Genomic DNA, 22634 nt, shown 5'->3' with positions numbered 1-22634 from the left:
GAGAACGCGGGAAGCGCTTTGGTGAAGGTCTGGGGATGCGCGACCGAGATCGACGGCCCGCGCCCGACAAGCCTACCTTGCCGAGCGGACGTTCACCTGAGAACCGCGGAACGCCCGGCATCCGTGGGTGGATGCCGGGCGTTCCGGACGCGCAGCGGACCGCGCAGAGCGTGCGGCGGGTTAGGCGCCGAGCTCGATGTTCGCGCCGGGGATGGCGGCGAGCAGGTCCTGCGTGTACTGCTGCTTCGGGTTGTCGAACACCTCGTCGGTCGACGATGCCTCGACGATGCGGCCGCGCTGCATCACCGAGACGTGGTCGGCGATCACGCGGACGACCGCGAGGTCGTGCGTGATGAAGAGGTAGGTCAGCCCCAGCTCGCCCTGCAGATCGGCGAGCAGGCGCAGGATCTGGGCCTGCACGAGCACGTCGAGCGCCGAGACGGCCTCGTCGAGCACGACGATCTCGGGCTTCAGTGCGAGCGCACGCGCGATCGCGATGCGCTGACGCTGGCCGCCCGACAGCTCGTTCGGGTAACGGCTGACCAGCGTGCGCGGCAGCGACACCTGGTCGAGCAGCTCGAACACGCGCTCGCGACGCGAGGCCCGGTCGCCCACGCTGTGCGTCGAGAGCGGCTCCGAGATCGTGTTGCCGATGTTGCGCAGCGGGTTCAGCGAGCCGTACGGGTCCTGGAAGACGGGCTGCATGCGGCTGCGCAGGTCGAACAGCTGCTTGCCGGTGACGCTCGCCAGGTCTTGACCGCCCACGACGATCTTGCCAGAGGTCGCGTCTTCGAGCTTCAGGAGCATCTTCGCGACGGTCGACTTGCCCGAGCCGGACTCGCCCACGAGCGCCATGGTGGTGCCCTTGGGGATCTGGAACGACACGCCGTCGACCGCGGTGAAGTCGCCCGCGCCACGGATCTTGTAGACCTTGGTCAGGTTCTCGACCGTGATCGCCGGCGGAGCAGGCTCGGCCGTGGCGAGCGCCTCGGCACGCGCCTCGGCCGTGGCGAGCAGGTCGATCTCGTCGCCGGCTGCGGCCTCGGCATCGGACTGCATCGCGGCTTCAGCGGCCGCGATGCTGCCGGTCGACTGGATGCGACGCGACGCGAGGCTCGGAGCCGCCGCGACGAGGCGCTGCGTGTACGGGTGCTGCGGGTTCTGCAGGATCTCGACCGAAGGACCGGACTCGACGACCCGACCCTTGTACATGACCACGAGCTGCTCCGCACGCTCGGCCGCGAGGCCGAGGTCGTGCGTGATGAACAACAGGGTCGTGCCGAGCTCGCGGGTCAGCGACTCGAGGTGATCGAGGATCACGCGCTGCACCGTGACGTCGAGCGCCGAGGTGGGCTCGTCGGCGATGAGCAGCTGCGGGTCCGCCGCGAGTCCCATGCCGATGAGCACGCGCTGGCGCATGCCGCCCGAGAACTGGTGCGGGAACTGCTTGAGGCGACGGTCGGCGTCCTGCAGGCCGGCCTGCTTGAGCACCTCGATGGCGCGCTGCTTGATCGCCTTGCGGCCGGTCGCGATGCCGTTGGCCTTGATGGCCTCCTCGACCTGGAAGCCGATCGACCAGACCGGGTTGAGGTTGGACATCGGGTCCTGCGGCACGAAGCCGATCTTGCGGCCGCGGATGCCCTCCATCTCCTTCTTCGACGCCTTGGTCAGGTCCTGACCGTCGAGGAGGATCTGGCCGCCGGTGACCTCGCCGGTACCGGGGAGGAGGTTGATGATCGCGTGCGCGGTCGTCGACTTGCCCGAGCCCGATTCGCCGACGATCGCGAGGCTCTGCCCGCGGTAGAGCGTGATGTTCACGCCGTCGACGGCCTTGACGAGGCCGTTCTGGGTGTTGAACCCGACCTGGAGGTCCTTGATCTCGAGGATCGGACGCTCGTCGCCATCACGGCGCACGGTCGGTTCGGTCGCGTTGCTGATGTCGGTCATCGACGTGCCCTCGCCTTCGGGTCGAGCGCGTCGCGGACGACCTCGCCGAGCATGATGAAGCTGAGCACCGTGATCGACAGCGCGATCGACGGGAGGATCAGCACCTGCGGCGCGGTGCGGAGGTCGGTCTGTGCCGCGCTGATGTCATTGCCCCACGACATGGTGCTCGACGGCAGGCCGACGCCGAGGAACGACAGGGTCGCCTCCGCGACGATCGCCGAGGCGAGCGAGATCGTGGTGATGACGATCACGGGCGCGATCGAGTTGGGCAGCACGTGGCGGAGCAGGATCCGGAACTGCGAGACGCCGAGGGCGGTGGCCGCCATGACGTAGTCGGAGTTCTTCACCCTCAGGATCTCGGCTCTCAGCACACGCGCTGTGGCCGGCCACGCGAATATGCCGATGGCGAGCGAGATCACCCACACGTTCGCGTACTTCGAGAACACCGACATGATGACCACGGCCGCGAGGATGTAGGGGATCGAGAAGAAGATGTCGCCCAGGCGCGAGAGCACCGAGTCGATCCATCCGCCGTAGAAGCCCGCGAACGCGCCGAACGTGATGCCGAGCACGGCCACGAGCACGGTCACGATGATGCCGACCGAGAGCGAGGTCGACGTTCCGTGGATGATGCGCGAGTAGATGTCGCAGCCCTGCTTCGTGAAGCCGAGCGGGTGACCGTCGGTCGGCCCGCCGTTGCTGTTCGAGAGCTGGCAGTCGTTGTTCGGCGGCACCTGCGTGAACAGGCCCGGGAACAGTGCGACGACGACGACGAGCACGATGAGCGCCGACGAGATCCAGAACATCGGGCGACCGCGGACGTCGGCCCATGCGTCGGTCCACAGGTTCGTGGGCTTGCCCTCGGCCTTGACCTTGTCGATCGCGACGAGGGGGGTCTCTTCCAGCGGCGCGACGAAGTGCTGCTGATCGGGTCTGGTGTTACTTGGCATAGCGGATCCTCGGGTCGAGAACGGCGTACAGCAGATCCACCAGCAGGTTCACCACGAGGTAGATCAGCACCATCACGGTCACGAACGAGACGACCGTGGGGCCCTCGCCGCGAATGATCGCCTGGTAGAGCGTGCGTCCCACACCGGGGACGTTGAAGATACCCTCGGTCACCGTCGCACCGACCATGAGCACGCCGAAGTCGACGGCGAGGTAGGTCACGACGGGGATGAGGGAGTTGCGCAGGATGTGCACGGGGACGATGCGCCCACGGGACAGGCCCTTGCTCGCGGCGGTGCGAACGAAGTCCTGGCCGTCGGTCTCGATGACTGACGCCCTCGTCAGTCGAGTGATCTGCGCGAAGCTGATCGTCGCGAGCACGATGGCCGGGAGTATCAGGTCTTGAGTCGGAGCACCTGGCCCGACCGTGGTTCTGAACCACCCCAGCTGGATGCCGAAGATGAACTGGGCGACGAAGGCCACGACGAACACCGGCAGCGAGATGAGGATCAGGCTCACGACGAGCGCGCTGGCGTCGAAGATGCCGCCCTTGCGCAGGCCCGAGATGAGGCCGACGGCGATGCCGAACACCATCTCGATGACGACCGCCATGAGCGCCAGGCGCAACGTGACCGGGAAGGTCTCGGCGAGGATCTCGGAGACCGGCTGACCGGAGAACGACGTACCGAGGTCACCGCGGAAGATGTTGCCGAGGAAGATGAGGTACTGGACGATGAACGGCTGGTCGAGGTTGTACCGCTCGCGGAGCTGTTCGAGCACCTGAGGCGGCGGGGTCTTGTCGCCGAACAGGGCGACGATCGGGTCGCCCGGCATGGCGAAGACCATGAAGTAGATCAGGAACGTGGTGCCGAGCAGTACAGGGATCGCCTGCAGCAGTCGGCGCGCGATGTAACCGGCCATCGATCAGGCCTCGCGCTTCGGATTAGTGGACATTGTGGAGAAACCTCACCCTTATGCGAGTTCGTCCTCACGATGCTACGCCGATCGAGCGAACACCGGAGGATACGTGAGTGTGGGGCGGCAGCCGATGGCTGCCGCCCCACGGGCGCCTCAGAGTCTAACCCCGAGACATCCCAGATCGAGAATTACTCGCTCTTGGTGATCTCGTAGTACAGCGGCACGGAGTTCCAGCCGAACTGCACGCTCTCGACGTTCTGGCTCCAAGCACCGTTGACGGTGGAGTACCACAGCGGGATCGCGGGGAGGTCCTTGAAGAGGATCTCCTGCGCCTGCTGGAACTTCTCGTTGGCGCTCGCGAGGTCGGTGTCCGCGCGGCCCTCCTTGAGGAGCGCGTCGAAGTCGGCGTTCGAGTAGTCGCCGTCGTTCGAGCCGGCACCCGTCGCGTAGATCGGGCCGAGGAAGTTGAACAGGGCCGGGTAGTCGGCCTGCCAACCGGTGCGGAACGCGGTCTCGATCGTGCGGTCGGTGATCGCGGTGCGGACCTCGGCGAAGGTCGGGTACGGAGCGCCCGACGCGTCGATGCCGAGGTTGTTCTTCAGCTGGTTCGCAACAGCGTCGACCCAGGCCTGGTGGCCGCCGTCGGCGTTGTAGGCGATCTGGAAGGTGCCGCTCCACGGGGAGATGGCGTCGGCCTGAGCCCACAGGTCCTTCGCCGCGTCGGCGTCGAAGTCGAGGACGTCGGATCCGGGGATGTCCTCGGAGTAGCCGTCGATGACCGGCGACGTGAAGTCGTGTGCCGGGGTGCGGGTGCCCGAGAAGATCACGTCGGTGATCTCAGCGCGGTCGATCGCCTTCGAGATGGCGGCACGACGGAGGTTGCCCTCTTCGCCACCGAAGTGCGCGAGACGCGACGGAACGGTGAACGACTGGAAGATCGCCGCGGCCTGGGTGACCGAGCGGTCGCCGAACTCGTCCTGGAAGGTCGAGAGCGCGCCGTCGGGGATGGCGTCGAGGACGTCGAGGTTGCCGCCCTGGAGGTCGGCGTACGCTGCCTCCTGCGTGGCGTAGAAGACGATGTCGAGGCCGCCGTTCTTCGGCGTGCGCGGGCCGTCGTAGTCGGGGTTCGCGACGAGGCTGATGCGCTCGTTGTGCTTCCACGCGCCTTCGCCGTCGAGCATGTACGGGCCGTTGCCGATCGGGTTCTCACCGAAGGCGTCGATGTCGTCGAACGCCGAAGCGGGCAGCGGGTAGAACGCCGAGTAGCCGAGGCTGAGCGGGAAGTCCGACTCGGGCTGGATCAGGGCGACCGTGAACGTCGTGTCGTCGACGACCTTGAGGCCGGGGAGCTCCTCGACGGCCTCGTCGTAGGAGAAGCCCTCGATGTCGGCGAAGAAGTACTGCGAGAGCTGCGGGCCGTTGGCCGTGTTCGCGCCGTAGTTCCATGCGTCGACGAAGGAGCTCGCGGTGACGTCTTCACCGTTGGTGAACTTCAGGCCCTCGCGGATCTTGATCGTGTAGTTCTGCGCGTCTTCGGTGTCGATGGACTCGGCGACGTCGTTGTGCACGGCGCCGTCGGCGTCGTAGTACACGAGGCCAGCGAAGATCGAGTCGATGATCTTGCCGCCGCCGGTCTCGTTGGTGTTGGTGGGAACCAGCGGGTTCTGGGGCTCGGAGCCGTTGGTGGTCACGACCGCGGACGTGCTCGCCCCGTCGGTCGCCTCGGGCGAGCCGCTCGTGCAGCCGGTGAGCACGAGGGCTCCGGCCGCAGCAAGAGCAATGGCTGCGACGCCGATTCTCTTGATCTTCAATGTTCCTCCTGTAGACGTGCGTCGGCAGTGCGGCTTCTGGCCGCCCTGGCGCGCGGGATGAGTCGAGACTATGAATCGCAAACCCTCGAAGCAAACTCCTGCGCAAACCGTTACCGACGCGCAACCTTGTGGGGGGAACGTGCGACAGATTCCGTCACACTACGCAGGATCTTTGCGCCACGTGACGATATGCGAGGATCACTGCATGTCGGCTGCTCGTTTGCGCATCGAGATCGTCATCGTGCTGGGGCTCTCGCTCGGCGCCTCGGCGGTGTACTCGGTGGTCTCCATCATCGCGAAGCTCACCGCCGAGCAGGCTCTCGGCGACCAGTCCGTCGCGCTGAACCCCAGCCGTTCGCAACGCGAGTGGCTCGACTTCACGTACCAGTTCCTCGACGTGTTCTTCGGGTTGTTCGCGGTGGCGCTCGTGCTGTACCTGCTCTGGCAGCCGGGCCGCAGCTCGTTCCGCCGCATCGGCTTCGACCTGACCCGGCCCGGCCGCGACGTGGCGTCCGGCCTGCTGCTCGTCGCCGTGATCGGCGTGCCGGGCCTCGCGCTCTACGCGGCCGGCCGCGCGCTCGGCATCACGGTGGCCGTCGAGGCCTCGCCCGCGGACTGGCTGTGGTGGACCGTGCCGATCCTGGTGCTGCGCGCGCTCGAGGCCGCGCTCACCGAGGAGCTCATCGTGGTCGGGTACCTGTTCACGCGACTGCGCGAGCTCGGCGTCGGCCCGTGGGCGACGATCGTCTCGAGCGCCCTGCTGCGCGGCACGTACCACCTGTACCAGGGCTTCGGGCCATTCGTCGGCAACGCCGCGATGGGCATCGTCTTCGGCTGGTGCTACCAGCGCTGGGGGCGCACCATGCCGCTCGTCGTCGCGCACTTCGTGCTCGACGTGATCTCGTTCGTCGGCTACCCGCTGGCCGTGGCGTGGTGGCCGGGGCTGTTCGCGGCCCCCGCGGCCTGAGGTTCGCGCGACGGCTCGGGCTGCGGATGCAGCGGCTCCGGTTGCGGATGCCGCGGCCGCACGCGCGGCACGAGGTGCGTGCCGTCGGCGAGCGCGAGCACCGTCGCGGGCATCGGGGGCAGCGCCTCCTCCGGCGGTTCGACCCGGAGGTCGGAGTCGCTCGCGCGAACCCGCGCCATGTCGAGTCCGCTGCGGCGCGACGGCGTGCAGACGGCCGAGATGCCGTCGGCTCCGTAGCCTGCGAACGCGAGCGAACCCATCGCGTCGGCGCGCCGCAGGGCCTCGGCCCGGCCGGGGTCGCGTCGATCGAGCAGGCCGGCCTGCTGCTCGAAGCCGAACATGCGCGAGGCCGCCGCGCTGCAGACGACCATGGCGGCGACGAAGCCGACGCCTCCGACGATCGAGACCAGATCCATGAGCATGCCGGACACCCCCTCGTGAGAGTGCCCTCAGTGTAGACCTGAGGACACCTCACGTACAGGGGATGTGTGCCGCATGGCGCGGGCGACCCGGAAGGCGGTTCCCGGATGCCGCGGGCGGCCGCCCGCGGCATCCGGAACCGCCTGCTCAGCGGCGCGTTACGCGAACGCCTCCACCGGCGGGCAGGCGCACACGAGGTTGCGGTCGCCGTAGGCCTGGTCGATGCGGCGTACGGGCGCCCAGTACTTGTTGCGCACGAGCGAGTGCACGGGGTACACGGCCTGCTCACGGGTGTAGGGGTGGGTCCACTCCCCCGCGATGACCGACTCGGCCGTGTGCGGGGCGTTGCGCAGCGGGTTGTCGTCGGCCGGCCACTCGCCGCGCCCGACGGCGTCGGCCTCGGCCTTGATGGCCACCATGGCCTCGACGAAGCGCTCGAGCTCCGCCAGGTCTTCGGACTCGGTCGGCTCGACCATGAGCGTGCCCGCGACGGGGAACGACATGGTTGGCGCGTGGAAGCCGTAGTCGACCAGTCGCTTCGCCACGTCGTCGACGCTGACCCCGGTCGACGCCGTGAGCGGCCGCAGGTCGAGGATGCACTCGTGCGCGACGAGGCCGTTCTCTCCCGTGTAGAGCACCGGGTAGTGCTCGCGCAGGCGCGAGGCGACGAAGTTCGCCGCGAGCACGGCCGACGCGGTCGACTGCGCGAGGCCCTCAGCCCCCATCATGCGCACGTAGGCCCACGAGATCGGCAGGATCGACGGGCTGCCGTACGGCGCCGCCGAGACCGGGCCGCCGCCGTGCACGAAGCCGCCCGCGTGGTCGTCGCGCTGGGCCATCGGGTGGCCGGGCAGGTAGGGCGCGAGGTGCGCCTTGGCCGCGACCGGGCCGACGCCCGGGCCGCCGCCGCCGTGCGGGATGCAGAACGTCTTGTGCAGGTTGAGGTGCGACACGTCGCCGCCGAAGTCGCCGAAGCGCGCGAAGCCGAGCAGGGCGTTGAGGTTCGCGCCGTCGACGTAGACCTGCCCGCCCGCGTCGTGCACGGCCTGGCAGATGTCGCGCACGTCGTGCTCGTAGACGCCGTGCGTCGACGGGTAGGTGATCATGAGCGCCGCGATGGATGCCGCGTGCTCGGCGATCTTGGCCCGCAGGTCGGCGAGGTCGACGTTGCCGAGCTCATCGCAGGCGACCACGACGACGCGCATGCCCGCGAGCACGGCGGAGGCCGCGTTCGTGCCGTGCGCGCTCGACGGGATCAGGCACAGATCGCGCTCGGCCTCGCCGTTCGCGCGGTGGTAGCCGCGGATCGCGAGCAGGCCCGCGAGCTCGCCCTGGCTGCCCGCGTTCGGCTGCAGCGACACGGTGTCGTAGCCCGTGACCTCGGCGAGCCAGCTCTCGAGCTGCTCGACGAGTCCGAGCGTGCCCACGACGTCGGCCTCGGGCGCGAACGGGTGCAGGTTGGCGAACTCGGGCCAGGTCACGGCCTGCATCTCGGTGGCCGCGTTGAGCTTCATCGTGCAGGAGCCGAGCGGGATCATGCCGCGGTCGAGCGCGTAGTCGCGGTCTGCGAGGGTCTTGAGGTAGCGCATCATCTGCGTCTCGGACTGGTGCGTGTTGAACACGGGGTGCTCGAGGTACGCGCTCGTGCGACGCAGCCCCTCGGGAACGCTCGAGGGCAGCGACGACAGCGACACCGGGACATCCGCCCGCTCGCCCAGGCGGAACGCCTCGACGACGAGCGAGAGCTCGTGCTCGGTCGTCGTCTCGTCGACGGCGACGTGCACGGTGGCCTCGTCGGCCTCCCAGAGGTTCAGGCCGAGCTCGTGCGCCTTCGCGACGACGTTCTTCGCGAGACCGGGCACGTGCACGCGGATCGTGTCGAAGTAGTCGTCGTGCGCGAGCGTCAGGCCGTAGCCGGTGAGCGCGTCGGCGAGGGCCTTCGCCTTCGCCGCGGTGGTCACGGCGATGTGGCGGATGCCGCGGGGGCCGTGGTAGACGGCGTACATCGACGCCATGACGGCCAGCAGCACCTGCGCGGTGCAGATGTTCGACGTCGCCTTCTCGCGGCGGATGTGCTGCTCGCGCGCCTGCAGGCTGAGGCGGTAGGCGGGGTGGCCCGCTGCGTCCTGCGAGACGCCGACGAGGCGACCGGGCAGCTGGCGCTCGAGGCCCTTGCGCACGGCCATGTAGCCCGCGTGCGGACCGCCGAAGCCCATGGGCACGCCGAAGCGCTGGCTCGTGCCGACCGCGACGTCGGCACCGAGCTCGCCGGGGCTCGTGATGAGCGCCAGGGCGAGGAGGTCGGCGGCCACGACGGCGAGCGCGCCCTGCGCCTTCGACGCGGCGATGACGGATGCCGGGTTCCACACGCGCCCCGAGGCGCCCGGGTACTGCACGAAGACGCCGAAGTGCTCGCCGAGGGCGGCGACATCCGTGCCCTCGTGCAGGTCGGCGACGACGAGCTCGATGCCCACGGCCTCGGCGCGCGCGACGAGCAGCGCGTGCGTCTGCGGCAGCGCGTCGGCGTCGACGACGAAGCGGTTCGACGACGACTTCGAGCCGCGGCGGGCGAGCAGCATGCCCTCGACGACCGCGGTGCCCTCGTCGAGCATCGACGCGTTCGCCGTGTCGAGGCCCGTCAGATCGGTCACCATCGTCTGGAAGTTGATGAGCGCCTCGAGCCGGCCCTGCGAGATCTCGGGCTGGTACGGCGTGTAGGCGGTGTACCAGCTCGGGTTCTCGAGCACGTTGCGCTGGATCACCGCGGGCGTGATGGTGCCCGAGTACCCGAGGCCGATCATCGAGGTGCGCACGGTGTTCTGGTCGGCGAGGGCCGCGAGCTCGGCGAGCGCCTCGCGTTCGGTCGCGGCCTCGGGGATGGCCGAGTTCAGCACCTCCGCCATGCGGATCGACGACGGCACGGCGGCCGTCATGAGGGACTCGAGCGAGTCGTAGCCGAGCTCGGCGAGCATGAGGCCGTGGTCGCTCGGCGTGGTGCCGATGTGGCGACGCCCGAAGGCGTCGAGGTCGAACGTGGAGGAGGTGCTCATCGGGTGCGGTCCTTACTCGGGGGTCACTCGCCCGTGAGGGCGCGGTACTCGGCGTGGCTCAGCAGCTTCGGCAGCTCGGGCGCGGTGATCTTCAGCAGCCAGCCCTCGCCGAACGGGTCGGAGTTGACGAGCTCGGGCGAGTCGATGACGGCCTGGTTGGGCTCGACGACCTCGCCGTTCACGGGCGCGAAGAGCTCGCCGACCGACTTGGTCGACTCGATCTCGCCGACGACGGTGCCCTCGGTGACCGCGGTGCCCGCGGCGGGCAGGTCGACGTAGACGATGTCGCCGAGCTTCTCGGCGGCGTAGTCGGTGATGCCGATGGTGACGGTGTCGCCGTCGACCAGCACCCACTCGTGCTCTTCGGTGTACTGCAGTGCGGTCTGATCGGTCATGGGGTTCTCCTCGAGTGTTGGGTGTGCCGGTGGAGCCCGGCCCGGGTCGCCGGCCTCGATGCCGAGCCGGCGGACGTCGGGGTCAGGCGCTGCGCTTGTAGAAGGGAAGGGGGACGACGGATGCCGCGATGCGCGTGCCGCGCACGTCGACGTAGAGCGGGCCGCCCGTTGCGGCGGGCTCCACGAACGCCATGGCCACGGGGTGGCCGAGCGTGGGCGAGAGGGCGCCGCTCGTGACGACGCCGACGAGTGCGGCGTCCGCGGCGTCGCCGTCGTAGACCTCGTAGTCGGCGCGCGGCGCGCGACGGCCCTCGGTCGTGAGTCCGACGAGCACTCGGGCGTCGTCGGCAGGGCCCTCGGCGGTCGCCGCGCGTCCGACGAAGTCGCCCTCCTTGGCGTGGGCGACGACGCGGCCGAGACCGGCCTGCGCGGGGAGCATGTCACGGCCGAGCTCATGGCCGTAGAGCGGCATTCCGGCCTCGAGGCGGAGCGTGTCGCGGCTCGCGAGCCCGCAGAGCACGACGCGCGGACCGCCGGTCTCGACGAGCGCGGCCCAGAGCGACGACGCGCGATCGGGGGCGACGTAGAGCTCGAAGCCGTCCTCGCCGGTGTAGCCGGTGCGTGCCACGAGCACGGGCTGCCCCTCGAAGGTCGCCGGGAACGCGCGGTAGTACTTGAGGCTCGCGATGCTCGCGTCGAAGTCCTCTTCGTCGTTGCCGGGGCCCGCGACGCCGAATCCGGGCGTCTCGAGCAGCACGGCGCGGGCGTCGGGGCCCTGGAGCGCGATGAGCGCGACGTCGTCGCTCTCGTCTTCGACGATGGTGTCGAACCCGGCGGCGCGGACGCGCAGCTCTTCGGCCACGACCGCCGCATTGGATGCGTTCGCGACGACCATGAAGCGGTCGTCGCCCGTGCGGTAGACGACGAGGTCGTCGATGATGCCGCCGTCTTCGGCGAGCAGCAGCGAGTACTTCGCCTGCCCGACCTCGATGGCCGACAGCTTGCCCGCGAGGGCGTAGTCGAGGGCCGCGGCGGCCTGGGGGCCGATGAGGACGATCTCGCCCATGTGGGAGAGGTCGAACAGCCCGGCGCGCTCGCGCACGGCATGGTGCTCGGCCAGGTCGGACGAGTACCGCACCGGCATGTCCCAGCCTGCGAAGTCGGTGAACGACGCCCCGGCCGCCTCGTGCACCGCGTGCAGCGGGCTCTGTCGTGGCGTCGATGCGCCCTCTCGTGTCGTCTCGCTCATGCGGACCTCCTCAACATTCCACCACATTGACGGCGAGCCCGCCCATGGCGGTCTCCTTGTACTTCTCGCTCATGTCGCGCCCGGTCTGGCGCATGGTCTCGACGACCGTGTCGAAGGACACGCGGTGCGAGCCGTCGCCCCACATGGCCATCTTGGCCGCGTTGATCGCCTTTCCGGCAGCGATCGCGTTGCGTTCGATGCACGGGATCTGCACGAGCCCGCCGACGGGGTCGCACGTGAGCCCGAGACTGTGCTCCATCGCGATCTCGGCCGCGTTCTCGACCTGGGCCGGCGTGCCGCCGAGCACCGCCGCGAGCGCGGCGGCGGCCATCGACGACGCGGAGCCGACCTCGCCCTGGCATCCGACCTCGGCGCCCGAGATCGACGCCCGGCGCTTGACGATGCCGCCGATGGCGGCCGCGGTCAGCAGGAACTCCACGGCGAGGTCGTCGAGGTCGTCGCCGCGACGCGCGCGCGGCGTGTAGGTCGACGCGTAGTGCAGCACCGCGGGCAGGATGCCGGCCGCGCCGTTCGTCGGCGCGGTGACGACCCTTCCGCCGGCCGCGTTCTCCTCGTTCACCGCGAGGGCGACGAGGTTCACCCAGTCGAGCGCGTCGGCGGGGTCGCGGTCGGGGTCGTGCTCGAGCAGGTGCGCGTGCAGCGCCGGCGCTCGACGGACGACGCCGAGCCCTCCGGGGAGCGTGCCGTCTCGCCGCAGCCCCGACTCGACGCACTCGTGCATCGCGTCGCGGAGGTGCAGCACCCGGGCTCGCACGTCGGCCTCGGTGGCCTGCACCGTCTCATTCCGCATCGCGAGTTCGGCGATCGACACGGACTCGCGCTCGCAGGTCGCCACGAGCTCGTCGGCGGTGCCGAAGTCGTGGGGCACGAGGCGGCTCGCATCGCCGACGACGATGCCCGCCGTCTCGCCCTCGCGCTCGATGAAGCCGCCGCCCACCGAGAAGTAGGTGGCGTCGTCGAGCAGGCGGCCGTCGGTCGCGTGCGCGACGAGCCTCATGGCGTTCGGATGCCGCGGGTGCACGGTCAACGGCCGGAGCACGATGTCGTCGACGCCGAAGGCGACCTCGGCGAGCCCTCCGACGCGGATGCGGCCGGAGGCGGCGGCCGCCGCCAGGCGCTCGTCGATCTCGTCGACCGCGATCGAGTCGGGCCGGCATCCCTCGAGGCCGAGCAGCACGGCGGTCATCGTGCCGTGTCCGCGGCCGGTCGCGGCCAGCGAGCCGAAGAGCTCGACCTCGACGCGCACGATCTCGGCGGCGTCGGGCCCGAACCGGTCGACGAAGTCGGCGGCCGCGCGCATCGGCCCGACCGTGTGCGAGCTCGACGGGCCGATCCCGATCGTGAACAGGTCGAACACGCCGATGTGTCCGGCGAGCGGGATGACGGTCATGCGCGGTCCGAGAGCGCGGCGACGGCGCCGTCGTAGAGCGGGAACCGGGCGACGAGCTCGTCGACCCGTGCGGCGAAGCCGGCGAGGTCCGCGTCGTCGCCCGCGGTCAGCACGCTCGCGATGACGTCGGCGACCTCGCGGAACGCCTCGTCGTCGAAGCCGCGCGCCGCGAGCGCGGGGGTGCCGATGCGCAGGCCGCTGGTGACCATGGGCGGGCGCGGGTCGTCGGGCACGGCGTTGCGGTTGACGGTGATGCCCACGCCGTGCAGGCGGTCCTCGGCGGTTCGGCCGTCGATTGCGCTGTCGCGCAGGTCGACGAGCACGAGGTGCACGTCGGTGCCGCCGCCGACGACGCGGACGCCTGCCGACGCGCAGTCGGGCTGTGCCAGCCGCTCGGCGAGGGCCTGCGCTCCGGCGACGGTGCGCTCCTGGCGGTCGCGGAACCCCTCGCCGGCGGCGATCCTGAGCGCAACGGCCTTGGCCGCGATCACGTGCTCGAGCGGTCCGCCCTGCTGGCCCGGGAAGACCGCGGAGTTGAGCTTCTTCGCCAGGTCGGCGTCGTTCGAGAGGATGAGCCCGCCGCGCGGGCCGCCGAGGGTCTTGTGGGTGGTCGTGGTCGTGACGTGCGCGTGCGGCACGGGCGACGGGTGCAGGCCCGCGGCCACGAGCCCGGCGAAGTGCGACATGTCGACGAGCAGGTAGGCGCCGACCTCGTCGGCGATCGCCCGGAAGGCGGCGAAGTCGAGAGCCCTGGTGTACGCCGACCAGCCCGCGATGATGAGGGCCGGGCGATGCTCGAGCGCGACGGCGCGCACCTCGGCGAGGTCGATCTCCTCGGTCTCGGCCGAGCGGTGGTACGGCACCACCTGGTAGAGCCGCCCCGAGAAGTTGAGCTTCATGCCGTGCGTGAGGTGGCCGCCGTGCGCCAGGTCGAGGCCGAGGATCGTGTCGCCCGGGGTGATGAGCGCGTGCATGGCGGCGGCGTTGGCCTGCGCGCCGGAGTGCGGCTGGACGTTCGCGAAGCCGGCGCCGAACAGGCTCTTCGCCCGCTCGATGGCGAGCGTCTCGATGACGTCGACGTGCTCGCAGCCGCCGTAGTAGCGACGGCCGGGGTAGCCCTCGGCGTACTTGTTGGTGAGCACCGAGCCCTGGGCCTGCATGACGGCGACGGGCGCGTGGTTCTCGGAGGCGATCATCTCGAGGCCGGCACGCTGGCGGCCGAGCTCGGCGTCGATGGCGGCGGCGACCTCGGGGTCGAGGTCGGCGAGCGGCGCGGTCAGCTCGTCGGCCGCGAGGAGGGACGGGGAACGGGACATGGGAGAACTCCTTCGATGGGCATCTGCGATGATGCGATGAGTTCCTCCCGCTCTGTCATTGGCCTGAGAGTTTCGCGAGGCCGAAGCCCGCTTGCACCGACGGCGGGCACCCGGAGGCGCCGCTTTTCAGAGTGACCTGCCGCCACGGTACGTGTGCCTGAGAGATTCCGGGGAGGGTTTGCTCCTACGGCAGCCGCATCGATCGCGGCGTTCTCCCGTGACGGGTGAATGGTCGTGTTCAGTTTGGTGTCGATCATAGCCGCTCGTCGCAACGGGCGGCGGATGCCGGGGGCCGGCGGTTCGACGGTCCCCGGCCCCCGGTTCGGATCAGCCGATCAGCGCCCGCTCGGCGTGGTCGGACGCGATGACGTGCGCCTCGTTGCCCGCACGGAGCGGCGGCGCGACGACGCCCTCGGGGATCGGGCAGTCGTACGGCGTCTCGGCGATGATGCCGTCGAACTCGGCCCGGGCCGCGGCGAGCAGCTCGGGGTCGGTGAACAGGTCGATCGCGGTGGCCGCCATCGCCTTCGCGGCGTGCAGCATGCCCTTGTGCGCGGCCGGCAGCTTGCCCTGTGCGACCATCTGCCACGAGTGGGCGGGCGTGCCGATCGCGGCGGTCGCACCCGTGATCTGCACGGTGGGCACGGTCCAGCTGACGTCGCCGACGTCGGTCGAGCCCGTCATCTGCTGCCGTTGGTTCGGGTTGCCGAGGGGCAGCACGCCATCGTGCAGCACGGCGCCGGCCGGCAGGCCCAGGAAACGGCGCATGCCGACGACCTCGCGCTCGGGCACGGTCGCGGTGAAGGCAGCCGCGAGCTCGCGGTCGGCGTCGTCGAAGGGCACGCCGCCGATGGACTCGACGTTGGCCTGGAGCGCGCGTTCGAGCGTCACGTTGGGCAGGATCTCGGCGCACGCCCCGTCGAAGTCGATCTCGAGGGTCGTCTCGGTCATGAGCGCCGCGCCCTGCGCGATCTTCACGACCCGCTCGTAGAGCTCGCGCATCTCGCCGACGGTGTTCGCCCGCACGACGTAGTAGGCGCTCGCGTGCGCCTGCACGACGTTCGGCGAGTCGCCGCCGGCATCCGTGATCGCGTAGTGCACGCGCGCCGTGTCGGGCATGTGCTCGCGCAGGAAGTTGACCCCCACGTTCAGCAGTTCGACGGCGTCGAGCGCGCTGCGGCCGTGCGCGGGGTCGGCGCCCGCATGCGCGGCGACGCCCGTGTAGCGGAAGGAGACCTGCGCGTACGCGAGCGTGAGGATCTGCGTTGCCGTCATGACCGGAGCCGGATGCCACGACACTGCGCCGTCGACCCCCTCGAAGGCGCCACCCTGCACCATGAACGTCTTGCCGGCCGCGGCCTCCTCGGCCGGGCATCCGTAGTAGCGCACCCGCCCGGGCAGCCCCTGCTGCTCGAGGTACGCGGCGGCGGCCGCTGCCGCGAGCAGCGACCCGCTGCCGAGCAGGTTGTGGCCGCACCCGGCGCCGTTGGTGTTCGCGGTCTCGGGGTTCGGGGTGGGGCTCGCCACGCCGCTCGCCTGGCTGAGGCCGGCGAGCGCGTCGTACTCGCCGAGGAACGCGATGACCGGACCGCCCTCGCCCTTCTCGGCGAAGAACGCGGTCGGGATGCCGCCGGCCTCGCGCTCGATGCGGAAGCCGTGCTCCTCGGCCGCCTCGATCTGCTTGGCCATCGAGCCGTACTCCTGCCAGCGCAGCTGCGGGTCGTCCCAGATCTCGTCGCTGAGCCGGGTGAAGCGTGGACCGTACGACTCGACGATCCGTTCGATGGGGGTGGTGTCCTGCATGGCACTCCGTTCTTCGGTCGTCACCGAGTGAACAACGGTGGCGTTTCGCCAGCATTTCACGAAGATGTCGGCCATGGAAAGACTTTGCATTGATCTTTTCAGCCATCATTGCGCCATCACGGACAACCGGAGGTCGGCCGGCGAAACCCTCGCCCGCGACGCGAAGACCTCATGGTCGGCGGGCGGCCGTCACACGATTTCACTTCGTGTCACCCCGACTGTAAGATGGACCAACACTTAGAGTCACGATGACACGAAGGAGGCGCGGATGTCTCGAAAGATCGAACTGGCCGAAGCACGCCTCGCCGTGTCGACCGTGATCTTCGCGCGCGAACCCGGCGTCGTGCCCGGCGAGCAGGCCGAGGCGCCCGTGCAGCCCGCGGAGCCGGCCGACCGCTCGCTCTGGATTCCGCTCGTGCGCCGGCTCCGCGAACCCGGCGAGGGCCGGTGGGCACTGCCAGGCGGCTGGCTCGGCGCGGCCGAGAGCCTCGAGGGGGCCGCGGCGCGGACGCTCGACGAGACCACCGGCGTCACTCCGCGCTACCTCGAGCAGCTCTACACGTTCGGCGCCCCCGACCGCTCCCCCGACGAACGCGTCGTGTCGGTCGTCTACTGGGCGCTCGTGCGTCCTGAAGAGACGAGCGGCGCCATCGAGGACCCGAACGTGCGGTGGTTCGACGCCGACGCCCTGCCCGAACTGGCCTTCGACCACGACGAGATCGTCGCGTACGCGCTCGGGCGCCTGCGCACCAAGCTCGGGTACTCGCAGATAGCGCACGCCTTCCTCGACGAGACGTTCACGCTCGCCGAACTGCGCGAGGTCTACGAGACCGTGATGCGGCGCCGCCTCGACCCGGCGAACTTCCGTCGCACGGTCGAGGCCTCGGGCGCCCTCGTCGAGACGGGCGAGGTGCGCACCGGCACCCCGCACCGCCCGCCCAAGCTGTACCGCCCGGCCGATCCCGCGGAGGCGGGCATCCAGGGCGCGTTCCGAATCCCCGTCGCACCGCACCTGAGGAGACACCCATGACGCTCGTCCAGCCCGCCGACACGCGGCTCGCGGCATCCGTCGACCGTTCGATCCAGCTGATCCAGACCGGCAGGGCGGCGGGCAGCACCTGCTCCCCCGACCTCGCGAAGGGGCCGTGGGAGTTCGACGCGGGTCCCGTCGCCTACGGGCCCGGCTCGTCGATGGGCGACGTCATCCCCACCGGTTCGCCGCGTCAGGGCGCGCTGCCCGAGTCGTACAAGACGGCGACCGACGCCGAGCTGCACGACCGCATCCGCGCGGCCAAGGCGACCCTCGGCGAGCGCGTCGTCGTGCTCGGGCACTTCTACCAGCGTGACGAGGTGATCGAGCACGCCGATTTCGTGGGCGACTCGTTCCAGCTCGCGAACGCCGCGCTCACGCGTCCGGATGCCGAGGCCATCGTCTTCTGCGGCGTGCACTTCATGGCCGAGACCGCCGACCTGCTCTCCACTCCCGAGCAGGCCGTGATCCTGCCGAACCTCGCCGCGGGCTGCTCGATGGCCGACATGGCCGACGAGGAGTCGGTCGAGGCGTGCTGGGCGGAGCTCGAGGAGGTCTACGGCGATCTCACGGCGACGGATGCCGCGGGGCGCGTGCCCGTGATCCCCGTCACGTACATGAACTCCTCGGCCGCGCTCAAGGGCTTCGTCGGGCGGCACGGCGGCATCGTCTGCACGTCGTCGAACGCGAAGACGGTGCTCGAGTGGGCGTTCGAACGCGGGCAGCGCGTGCTGTTCTTCCCCGACCAGCACCTCGGCCGCAACACCGCGAAGGCGCTCGGCGTGCCGCTCGAGCAGATGCCCATGTGGAACCCCCGCAAGGCGCTCGGCGGCTCGACCGCCGAGGTGCTTGAGGATGCCCGCGTCATCCTCTGGCACGGCTTCTGCTCGGTGCACCGGCGGTTCACGGTCGAGCAGATCGCGCAGGCGCGCATCGACCACCCCGGCGTGCAGGTCATCGTGCACCCCGAGTGCCCGATGCCCGTCGTCGATGCGGCGGATTCCGCGGGCTCGACGGACTTCATCGTGAAGGCCATCCAGGCGGCGCCCGCCGGCTCGACCTTCGCGATCGGCACCGAGATCAACCTCGTGCAGCGCCTCGCCGCCGAGTACCCGCAGCACGAGATCTTCTGCCTCGACCCCGTGGTGTGCCCGTGCTCGACGATGTACCGCATCCACCCCGGCTACCTCGCGTGGGTACTCGAAGAACTGGTCGCCGGCCGGGTCGTCAACCGCATCACCGTGGGCGACGACGTCGCGGAGCCCGCACGCGTGGCCCTCGAGCGGATGCTCGCAGCGAAGCCGCCGGCATCCGTCTCGCCGGCACCGACCGACGCCGTGCCGACCGGAGCCTGACCATGGTGCACGTGCTCGTCGTCGGCGGCGGCATCGCGGGGCTCTGGACCGCGGTGCGCGCGGCCGACGCGGGCCACGACGTCGAGCTCGTCACGAAGACCGAGCTCGCCGACGGCAACACGCGCCACGCGCAGGGCGGCATCGCCGCGGCACTCTTCCCCGACGACTCCGCGGCCCGGCACTACGCCGACACGCTCGCGGCCGGCGCCGGGCTCTGCGACCCCGAGGCCGTGCGCGTGCTCTGCGACGAGGGGCCGGCGCGCGTGCGCGACCTCATCAGGTTCGGCGTCGCGTTCGACCACGGCGACTCCGGGCTCTCGCGCGGACTCGAGGCGGCGCACTCGCGCGCCCGCATCCTGCACGCCGGCGGCGACGCCACGGGTGCGGCCATCGAGCGCGCGCTCGTGGCGACCGTGCGGCGCCGGGCCGTGCGCATCCACGAGCAGACGATGCTCGTCGACCTGCTCACCGAAGGCGCGGCCGGTGGCGACGCTCCCGCCGACGGCGGTGGCGACAGCGGCGCCGACAGCGACCGGCCCGACGGCGTGCGCGTCGTCGGGGCGCGCCTGCTCGCGGCATCCGGAGACCTGATCGAGGTGCGCGCCGACGCCGTGGTGCTCGCGACGGGCGGCGCCGGGCAGCTGTTCCGGCACACGACGAACCCCGACGTGGCGACCGGCGACGGCGTCGCGGCGGCCTGGCGTGCGGGCGCCGAGATCGCCGACCTCGAGTTCGTGCAGTTCCACCCGACCGCGCTCGCCGCCCCCGGCACGCCGCTCATCTCCGAGGCGGTGCGCGGCGAGGGCGCCGTGCTGCGCGACCGCGACGGGAACCGGTTCATGCTCGAGCTCCATCCCGAGGCCGAACTGGCGCCGCGCGACGTCGTCGCGAGGGCCGTCTGGCGACGCAGCCTCGAGCAGGGCGGCGAGCCCGTGACCCTCGACGCGACCGCGCTCGGCCGCGAGTTCCTCGACCGCAGGTTCCCCGGGCTCGGGGCGGCGTGCCGCGATGCCGGCCACGACTGGGCGGTCGAGCCCGTGCCCGTGACGCCCGCGGCGCACTACGCGATGGGCGGCGTGGTGACCGACCTCGACGGGCGCACGAGCCTGCCCGGCCTCTACGCCGTCGGCGAGACGGCCCGCACCGGCGTGCACGGCGCCAACCGGCTCGCGTCGAACTCCCTGCTCGAGGCCGCCGTGTTCGCCGACCGGGCCGCGCGCGCGCTCGACGCCGATGCGCTCTCGTCGGCTTCCCCCCTCCCATCCCTGCATTCGCCGAATGTCGGATCGATCGAACGGCTCGCCGGGCACGGCGCCCACGCACGCGGCGCGTCGCTGGAGGCATCCGACATTCGGCGAATGCCGATGGGGGCTGCGGAGCAGGAGCGAGCCTCGGCACGCGCCGCCCGGGAGACCGGGGAGCCGGTCGACCGGGCCGCACTGCAGGCGCTCATGTGGGAGCACGTCGGACTCGAGCGATCGGCCGAGGGCCTGGCCGAGGCATCCGACGCCCTCGAGGGCTGGCGTTCGCCCGAGGTGCGCGACCGCCGCAGCGCCGAGGACCGCAACCTCCTCGACCTCGCACGGCTGACCGTCGCCGCGGCGAGCGCGCGCAGCGAGAGCCTGGGCGCGCACTTCCGATCGGATGCCGCGGCGACCGCCGCGCGCATTCCCGCCGAGCCAGGGGCCGGCGACGCGCACGGCGCGCCCTCGGGCTCCGCACCGCTCCCCCTGCACGACCTCGTGCCCCTGGAAGCCGACGCCGAGGAGGCAGCATGAGCACCGACCGCCGCGAGATCGATCGCATCGTGACGGCCGCACTCGACGAGGACGCACCATGGGGCGACCTCACGAGCGAGACCCTGATCCCCGCGGATGCCACGGCCACCGCCGCGCTCGTCGCACGCGAGCCCGGCGTGCTCAGCGGCGTCGAGGTCTTCGCCGCGGCGTTCCGCATCGTCGACCCGGCGATCGAGGTCGAGCGGCTCGCCGCAGACGGCGACCGGTTCGCGGCCGGCGACGTGCTCGCCCGCGTGCACGGGCCGGCCCGCGGCATCCTCACCGCCGAGCGCGTGGCGCTGAACCTCAGCCAGCGCATGTCGGGCGTCGCGACGCTCACCGCGCGGTACGTCGCCGCCGTGACCGGCGTCGCCGGTTCGCGGGCGCGCGTCGTCGACACCCGCAAGACGACGCCCGGCCTGCGAAGCCTCGAGCGGCAGGCCGTGCGCGACGGGGGCGGGCGCAACCACCGCCGCTCGCTCTCCGACGCGATCATGGCCAAGGACAACCACCTCGCCGTGCTCACGGCCGGCGGCGTCGACCTCGCCACGGCGCTCCGCGGCGCACGCGCACGCATGCCGCACACGGCCCACCTCGAGGTCGAGATCGACCGGCTCGACCAGCTCGACGCCGTGCTCGACGGCGGCGCCGACACGATCATGCTCGACAACTTCGACCTCGACGACCTGCGCGAGGGCGTCCGACGCATCGGCGGCCGCGCGGTGGTCGAGGCGTCGGGCGGCGTGAACCTCGACACGATCGCGGCGATCGCGGCGACCGGCGTCGACGTGATCTCGGTCGGCGCGCTCACGCACTCGGCCCGCGCGCTCGACCTCGGGCTCGACATCGACATCGCGCTCGGCCGGGCCTCGGACGGCACGGCCGGCGGGGCGCGCCCGGAGCAACCGTGATCTACCTCGACCACGCCGCAACGACCCCGGTGCGCCGCGAGGCGATCGAGGCCATGTGGCCGTACCTGACGGGCTCGTTCGGCAATCCGTCGAGCCGGCACGAGCTCGGCGACGAGGCGGCCCGCGCGCTCGCCTGGGCGCGCGCCGAGGTCGCGGCGGTCATCGGATGCCGGCCCGGCGAGATCGTCTTCACGAGCGGCGGCACCGAGGCCGACAACCTCGCGATCAAGGGCATCTCGCTCGCCCGACCGCGCGGACGTCACCTCGTGATCTCGCCGATCGAGCACGAGGCCGTGCTCGAATCCGCCGCCCACCTCGTGCGCCACCACGGTTTCACGGTGACCGAGGCGGCCGTCGACTCGGCAGGCCTCGTGCATCCCTCGGCGCTGGCTGCGGCGATCAGGCCCGACACCGCCCTCGTGTCGGTGCAGCTCGTGAACAACGAGATCGGCACGATCCAGCCGGTCGCCGAGCTCGCCGCGATCGCGCACGCCGCGGGCGCCCTCATGCACACCGACGCCGTGCAGGCGGCCGGGCACCTCGACCTGCGACTCGACGGGCCGTCCGGGCTCGGCGTCGACGCGCTCTCGCTCGCGGGCCACAAGGTCGGCGCGCCGAAGGGCACCGGCGTGCTCGTCGCGCGCGGCCGCGTAGCGCTCGAGCCCGTGCTGCACGGCGGTGGACAGGAGCGCGGCCGGCGCTCGGGCACCGAGAACGTCGCCGGCGCGGTCGCGTTCGCCACTGCACTGCGGCTCGCCGAGCAGGAGCGGGCGGATGCCGCGGCGAGGGCGGCCAGGCAGGGACTCGAGTTGCGCGAGCGCATCCTCGCCGGCGTCGACGGCGCCCGGCTCACGGGCGACCCCGACCGGCGCCTGCCCGGGACCGTCTCGTTCGTCTTCCCCGGCACGAGCGGCGAGGCGGTGCTGCTCGAGCTCGATCGGCTCGGCGTGACCTGTTCGAGCGGATCGGCGTGCGCAGCCGGCAGCAGCGACCCGTCGCATGTGCTCACTGCCATCGGCATCCCAGGCGATCTCGCGCAGACCGCCGTGCGGTTCACGCTCGGCCCGACGACGACCGACGAGGAGATCGCGGATGCCGCAGCATCCGTCGCCCTTGCCGTGTCGGCGGTGCGGTCTATCGTGGAGTCATGACCGACGCGAACACTCCAGAGAAAGACGCCGACGCGGCTGCTCCGGTAGATCCGGAGCTCGAAGAGCGACTGCGTTCCGAACTCGCCCCCGAAGAGGCGATGTTCAAGGATTGGCTGCCCCGCCCGTCGCCGATCGACGGGCCGGCACCCGCCCCCTGATCCACCGCTGCGGCAC

Annotated in this window: 18 protein-coding genes and 2 riboswitches; of the genes, 7 read left to right on the top strand and 11 right to left on the bottom strand. The window is 71.0% G+C overall.

Annotation, left to right across the window (positions count from 1 at the left end; genetic code table 11):
* Positions 1 to 180: 180 nt before the first annotated feature.
* The 4 genes from BM342_RS08450 to BM342_RS08435 form a co-directional block, all read right to left on the bottom strand.
* Positions 181 to 1947, bottom strand: coding sequence for a dipeptide ABC transporter ATP-binding protein (locus BM342_RS08450; protein WP_092964948.1), 1767 nt, complete (start codon positions 1945 to 1947; stop codon positions 181 to 183).
* The gene (locus tag BM342_RS08445) at positions 1944 to 2897 is read right to left on the bottom strand and encodes an ABC transporter permease (RefSeq protein ID WP_092964947.1); all 954 of its coding nucleotides are present in this window, start codon (positions 2895 to 2897) and stop codon (positions 1944 to 1946) included. The genes BM342_RS08450 and BM342_RS08445 overlap by 4 nt, the downstream gene beginning before the upstream one ends.
* Positions 2887 to 3816: an ABC transporter permease gene (locus BM342_RS08440; protein WP_092964946.1), complete on the bottom strand. Its 930-nt coding sequence runs from the start codon at positions 3814 to 3816 to the stop codon at positions 2887 to 2889. Before BM342_RS08440 ends, BM342_RS08445 begins: the two co-directional genes overlap by 11 nt.
* 185 nt (positions 3817 to 4001) lie before the next feature.
* Entirely contained in the window at positions 4002 to 5624 is a 1623-nt protein-coding gene (locus BM342_RS08435; protein WP_092964945.1) for a peptide ABC transporter substrate-binding protein, read from the bottom strand.
* Between the two features lie 205 nt (positions 5625 to 5829).
* Here BM342_RS08435 and BM342_RS08430 point away from each other — a divergent pair, with 205 nt between their 5' ends.
* Positions 5830 to 6591, top strand: coding sequence for a CPBP family intramembrane glutamic endopeptidase (locus tag BM342_RS08430; protein ID WP_092964944.1), 762 nt, complete (start codon positions 5830 to 5832; stop codon positions 6589 to 6591).
* On the opposite strand, the gene BM342_RS08425 is transcribed toward BM342_RS08430, so the two are convergent.
* From BM342_RS08425 to BM342_RS08395, 7 genes are all read right to left on the bottom strand, one after another.
* Entirely contained in the window at positions 6537 to 7013 is a 477-nt protein-coding gene (locus BM342_RS08425) for a hypothetical protein (protein ID WP_143109794.1), read from the bottom strand. The two genes, BM342_RS08430 and BM342_RS08425, sit on opposite strands and share 55 nt — an antisense overlap.
* Positions 7014 to 7169: 156 nt before the next feature.
* A complete protein-coding gene (gcvP, locus tag BM342_RS08420) occupies positions 7170 to 10061 on the bottom strand; it encodes an aminomethyl-transferring glycine dehydrogenase (protein WP_092964942.1) in 2892 nt (963 codons plus the stop codon).
* A 23-nt stretch (positions 10062 to 10084) separates the two neighbouring features.
* Positions 10085 to 10456 carry a glycine cleavage system protein GcvH gene (gcvH, locus tag BM342_RS08415; protein WP_092964941.1) on the bottom strand — a complete coding sequence of 124 codons (372 nt, stop codon included), beginning with the start codon at positions 10454 to 10456 and terminating at the stop codon, positions 10085 to 10087.
* Positions 10457 to 10538: 82 nt separating this feature from the next.
* A complete protein-coding gene (gcvT, locus tag BM342_RS08410; protein WP_092964940.1) occupies positions 10539 to 11705 on the bottom strand; it encodes a glycine cleavage system aminomethyltransferase GcvT in 1167 nt (388 codons plus the stop codon).
* Between the two features lie 10 nt (positions 11706 to 11715).
* A complete protein-coding gene (locus BM342_RS08405; protein WP_092964939.1) occupies positions 11716 to 13116 on the bottom strand; it encodes an L-serine ammonia-lyase in 1401 nt (466 codons plus the stop codon).
* Positions 13113 to 14432, bottom strand: a complete 1320-nt coding sequence (glyA, locus tag BM342_RS08400; protein WP_092964938.1) for a serine hydroxymethyltransferase — start codon at positions 14430 to 14432, stop codon at positions 13113 to 13115. Before glyA ends, BM342_RS08405 begins: the two co-directional genes overlap by 4 nt.
* Positions 14433 to 14474: 42 nt before the next feature.
* Positions 14475 to 14567, bottom strand: a riboswitch (glycine riboswitch).
* Positions 14568 to 14660, bottom strand: a riboswitch (glycine riboswitch).
* Between the two features lie 99 nt (positions 14661 to 14759).
* Complete coding sequence (locus BM342_RS08395) at positions 14760 to 16235, bottom strand: amidohydrolase (protein ID WP_092964937.1); 1476 nt, start codon at positions 16233 to 16235, stop codon at positions 14760 to 14762.
* 268 nt (positions 16236 to 16503) lie between these two features.
* Here BM342_RS08395 and BM342_RS08390 point away from each other — a divergent pair, with 268 nt between their 5' ends.
* Genes BM342_RS08390 through BM342_RS19860 form a run of 6 tightly spaced genes read left to right on the top strand, consistent with a single transcriptional unit; the run spans position 16504 to position 22618 of the window.
* Positions 16504 to 17265 (top strand): NUDIX hydrolase, encoded by a 762-nt coding sequence (locus BM342_RS08390; protein WP_092964936.1) that lies wholly within the window; start codon positions 16504 to 16506, stop codon positions 17263 to 17265.
* Positions 17262 to 18620 carry a quinolinate synthase NadA gene (gene nadA, locus BM342_RS08385; protein WP_092964935.1) on the top strand — a complete coding sequence of 453 codons (1359 nt, stop codon included), beginning with the start codon at positions 17262 to 17264 and terminating at the stop codon, positions 18618 to 18620. The genes BM342_RS08390 and nadA overlap by 4 nt, the downstream gene beginning before the upstream one ends.
* Positions 18621 to 18622: 2 nt before the next feature.
* Positions 18623 to 20398 carry an L-aspartate oxidase gene (gene nadB, locus BM342_RS08380; protein WP_092964934.1) on the top strand — a complete coding sequence of 592 codons (1776 nt, stop codon included), beginning with the start codon at positions 18623 to 18625 and terminating at the stop codon, positions 20396 to 20398.
* On the top strand, positions 20395 to 21309 hold the full coding sequence (nadC, locus tag BM342_RS08375) for a carboxylating nicotinate-nucleotide diphosphorylase (protein WP_092964933.1): 915 nt from the start codon (positions 20395 to 20397) through the stop codon (positions 21307 to 21309). Before nadB ends, nadC begins: the two co-directional genes overlap by 4 nt.
* Positions 21306 to 22460: a cysteine desulfurase family protein gene (locus tag BM342_RS08370; RefSeq protein ID WP_092964932.1), complete on the top strand. Its 1155-nt coding sequence runs from the start codon at positions 21306 to 21308 to the stop codon at positions 22458 to 22460. Before nadC ends, BM342_RS08370 begins: the two co-directional genes overlap by 4 nt.
* Positions 22457 to 22618, top strand: coding sequence for a hypothetical protein (locus BM342_RS19860; protein ID WP_177232108.1), 162 nt, complete (start codon positions 22457 to 22459; stop codon positions 22616 to 22618). Before BM342_RS08370 ends, BM342_RS19860 begins: the two co-directional genes overlap by 4 nt.
* Positions 22619 to 22634: the final 16 nt, after the last annotated feature.

It is taken from the genome of Agromyces sp. CF514, assembly GCF_900113185.1.
Taxonomy (GTDB): Bacteria; Actinomycetota; Actinomycetes; order Actinomycetales; family Microbacteriaceae; genus Agromyces.
The sequence above is the reverse complement of the archived record's forward strand: the minus strand, read 5'-3'. Positions and strand labels throughout refer to the sequence as shown.

Excerpts from the sequence above, each read along its gene's own strand:
- BM342_RS08450 (WP_092964948.1), bottom strand. The coding sequence starts at position 1,947 with ATGACCGACATCAGCAACGCGACCGAACCGACCGTGCGCCGTGATGGC.
- BM342_RS08445 (WP_092964947.1), bottom strand. The coding sequence starts at position 2,897 with ATGCCAAGTAACACCAGACCCGATCAGCAGCACTTCGTCGCGCCGCTG.
- BM342_RS08440 (WP_092964946.1), bottom strand. The coding sequence starts at position 3,816 with ATGGCCGGTTACATCGCGCGCCGACTGCTGCAGGCGATCCCTGTACTG.
- BM342_RS08430 (WP_092964944.1), top strand. The coding sequence starts at position 5,830 with ATGTCGGCTGCTCGTTTGCGCATCGAGATCGTCATCGTGCTGGGGCTC.
- BM342_RS08425 (WP_143109794.1), bottom strand. The coding sequence starts at position 7,013 with ATGCTCATGGATCTGGTCTCGATCGTCGGAGGCGTCGGCTTCGTCGCC.
- gcvP (WP_092964942.1), bottom strand. The coding sequence starts at position 10,061 with ATGAGCACCTCCTCCACGTTCGACCTCGACGCCTTCGGGCGTCGCCAC.
- gcvH (WP_092964941.1), bottom strand. The coding sequence starts at position 10,456 with ATGACCGATCAGACCGCACTGCAGTACACCGAAGAGCACGAGTGGGTG.
- gcvT (WP_092964940.1), bottom strand. The coding sequence starts at position 11,705 with ATGAGCGAGACGACACGAGAGGGCGCATCGACGCCACGACAGAGCCCG.
- BM342_RS08405 (WP_092964939.1), bottom strand. The coding sequence starts at position 13,116 with ATGACCGTCATCCCGCTCGCCGGACACATCGGCGTGTTCGACCTGTTC.
- glyA (WP_092964938.1), bottom strand. The coding sequence starts at position 14,432 with ATGTCCCGTTCCCCGTCCCTCCTCGCGGCCGACGAGCTGACCGCGCCG.
- BM342_RS08395 (WP_092964937.1), bottom strand. The coding sequence starts at position 16,235 with ATGCAGGACACCACCCCCATCGAACGGATCGTCGAGTCGTACGGTCCA.
- BM342_RS08390 (WP_092964936.1), top strand. The coding sequence starts at position 16,504 with ATGTCTCGAAAGATCGAACTGGCCGAAGCACGCCTCGCCGTGTCGACC.
- nadA (WP_092964935.1), top strand. The coding sequence starts at position 17,262 with ATGACGCTCGTCCAGCCCGCCGACACGCGGCTCGCGGCATCCGTCGAC.
- nadB (WP_092964934.1), top strand. The coding sequence starts at position 18,623 with ATGGTGCACGTGCTCGTCGTCGGCGGCGGCATCGCGGGGCTCTGGACC.
- nadC (WP_092964933.1), top strand. The coding sequence starts at position 20,395 with ATGAGCACCGACCGCCGCGAGATCGATCGCATCGTGACGGCCGCACTC.
- BM342_RS19860 (WP_177232108.1), top strand. The coding sequence starts at position 22,457 with ATGACCGACGCGAACACTCCAGAGAAAGACGCCGACGCGGCTGCTCCG.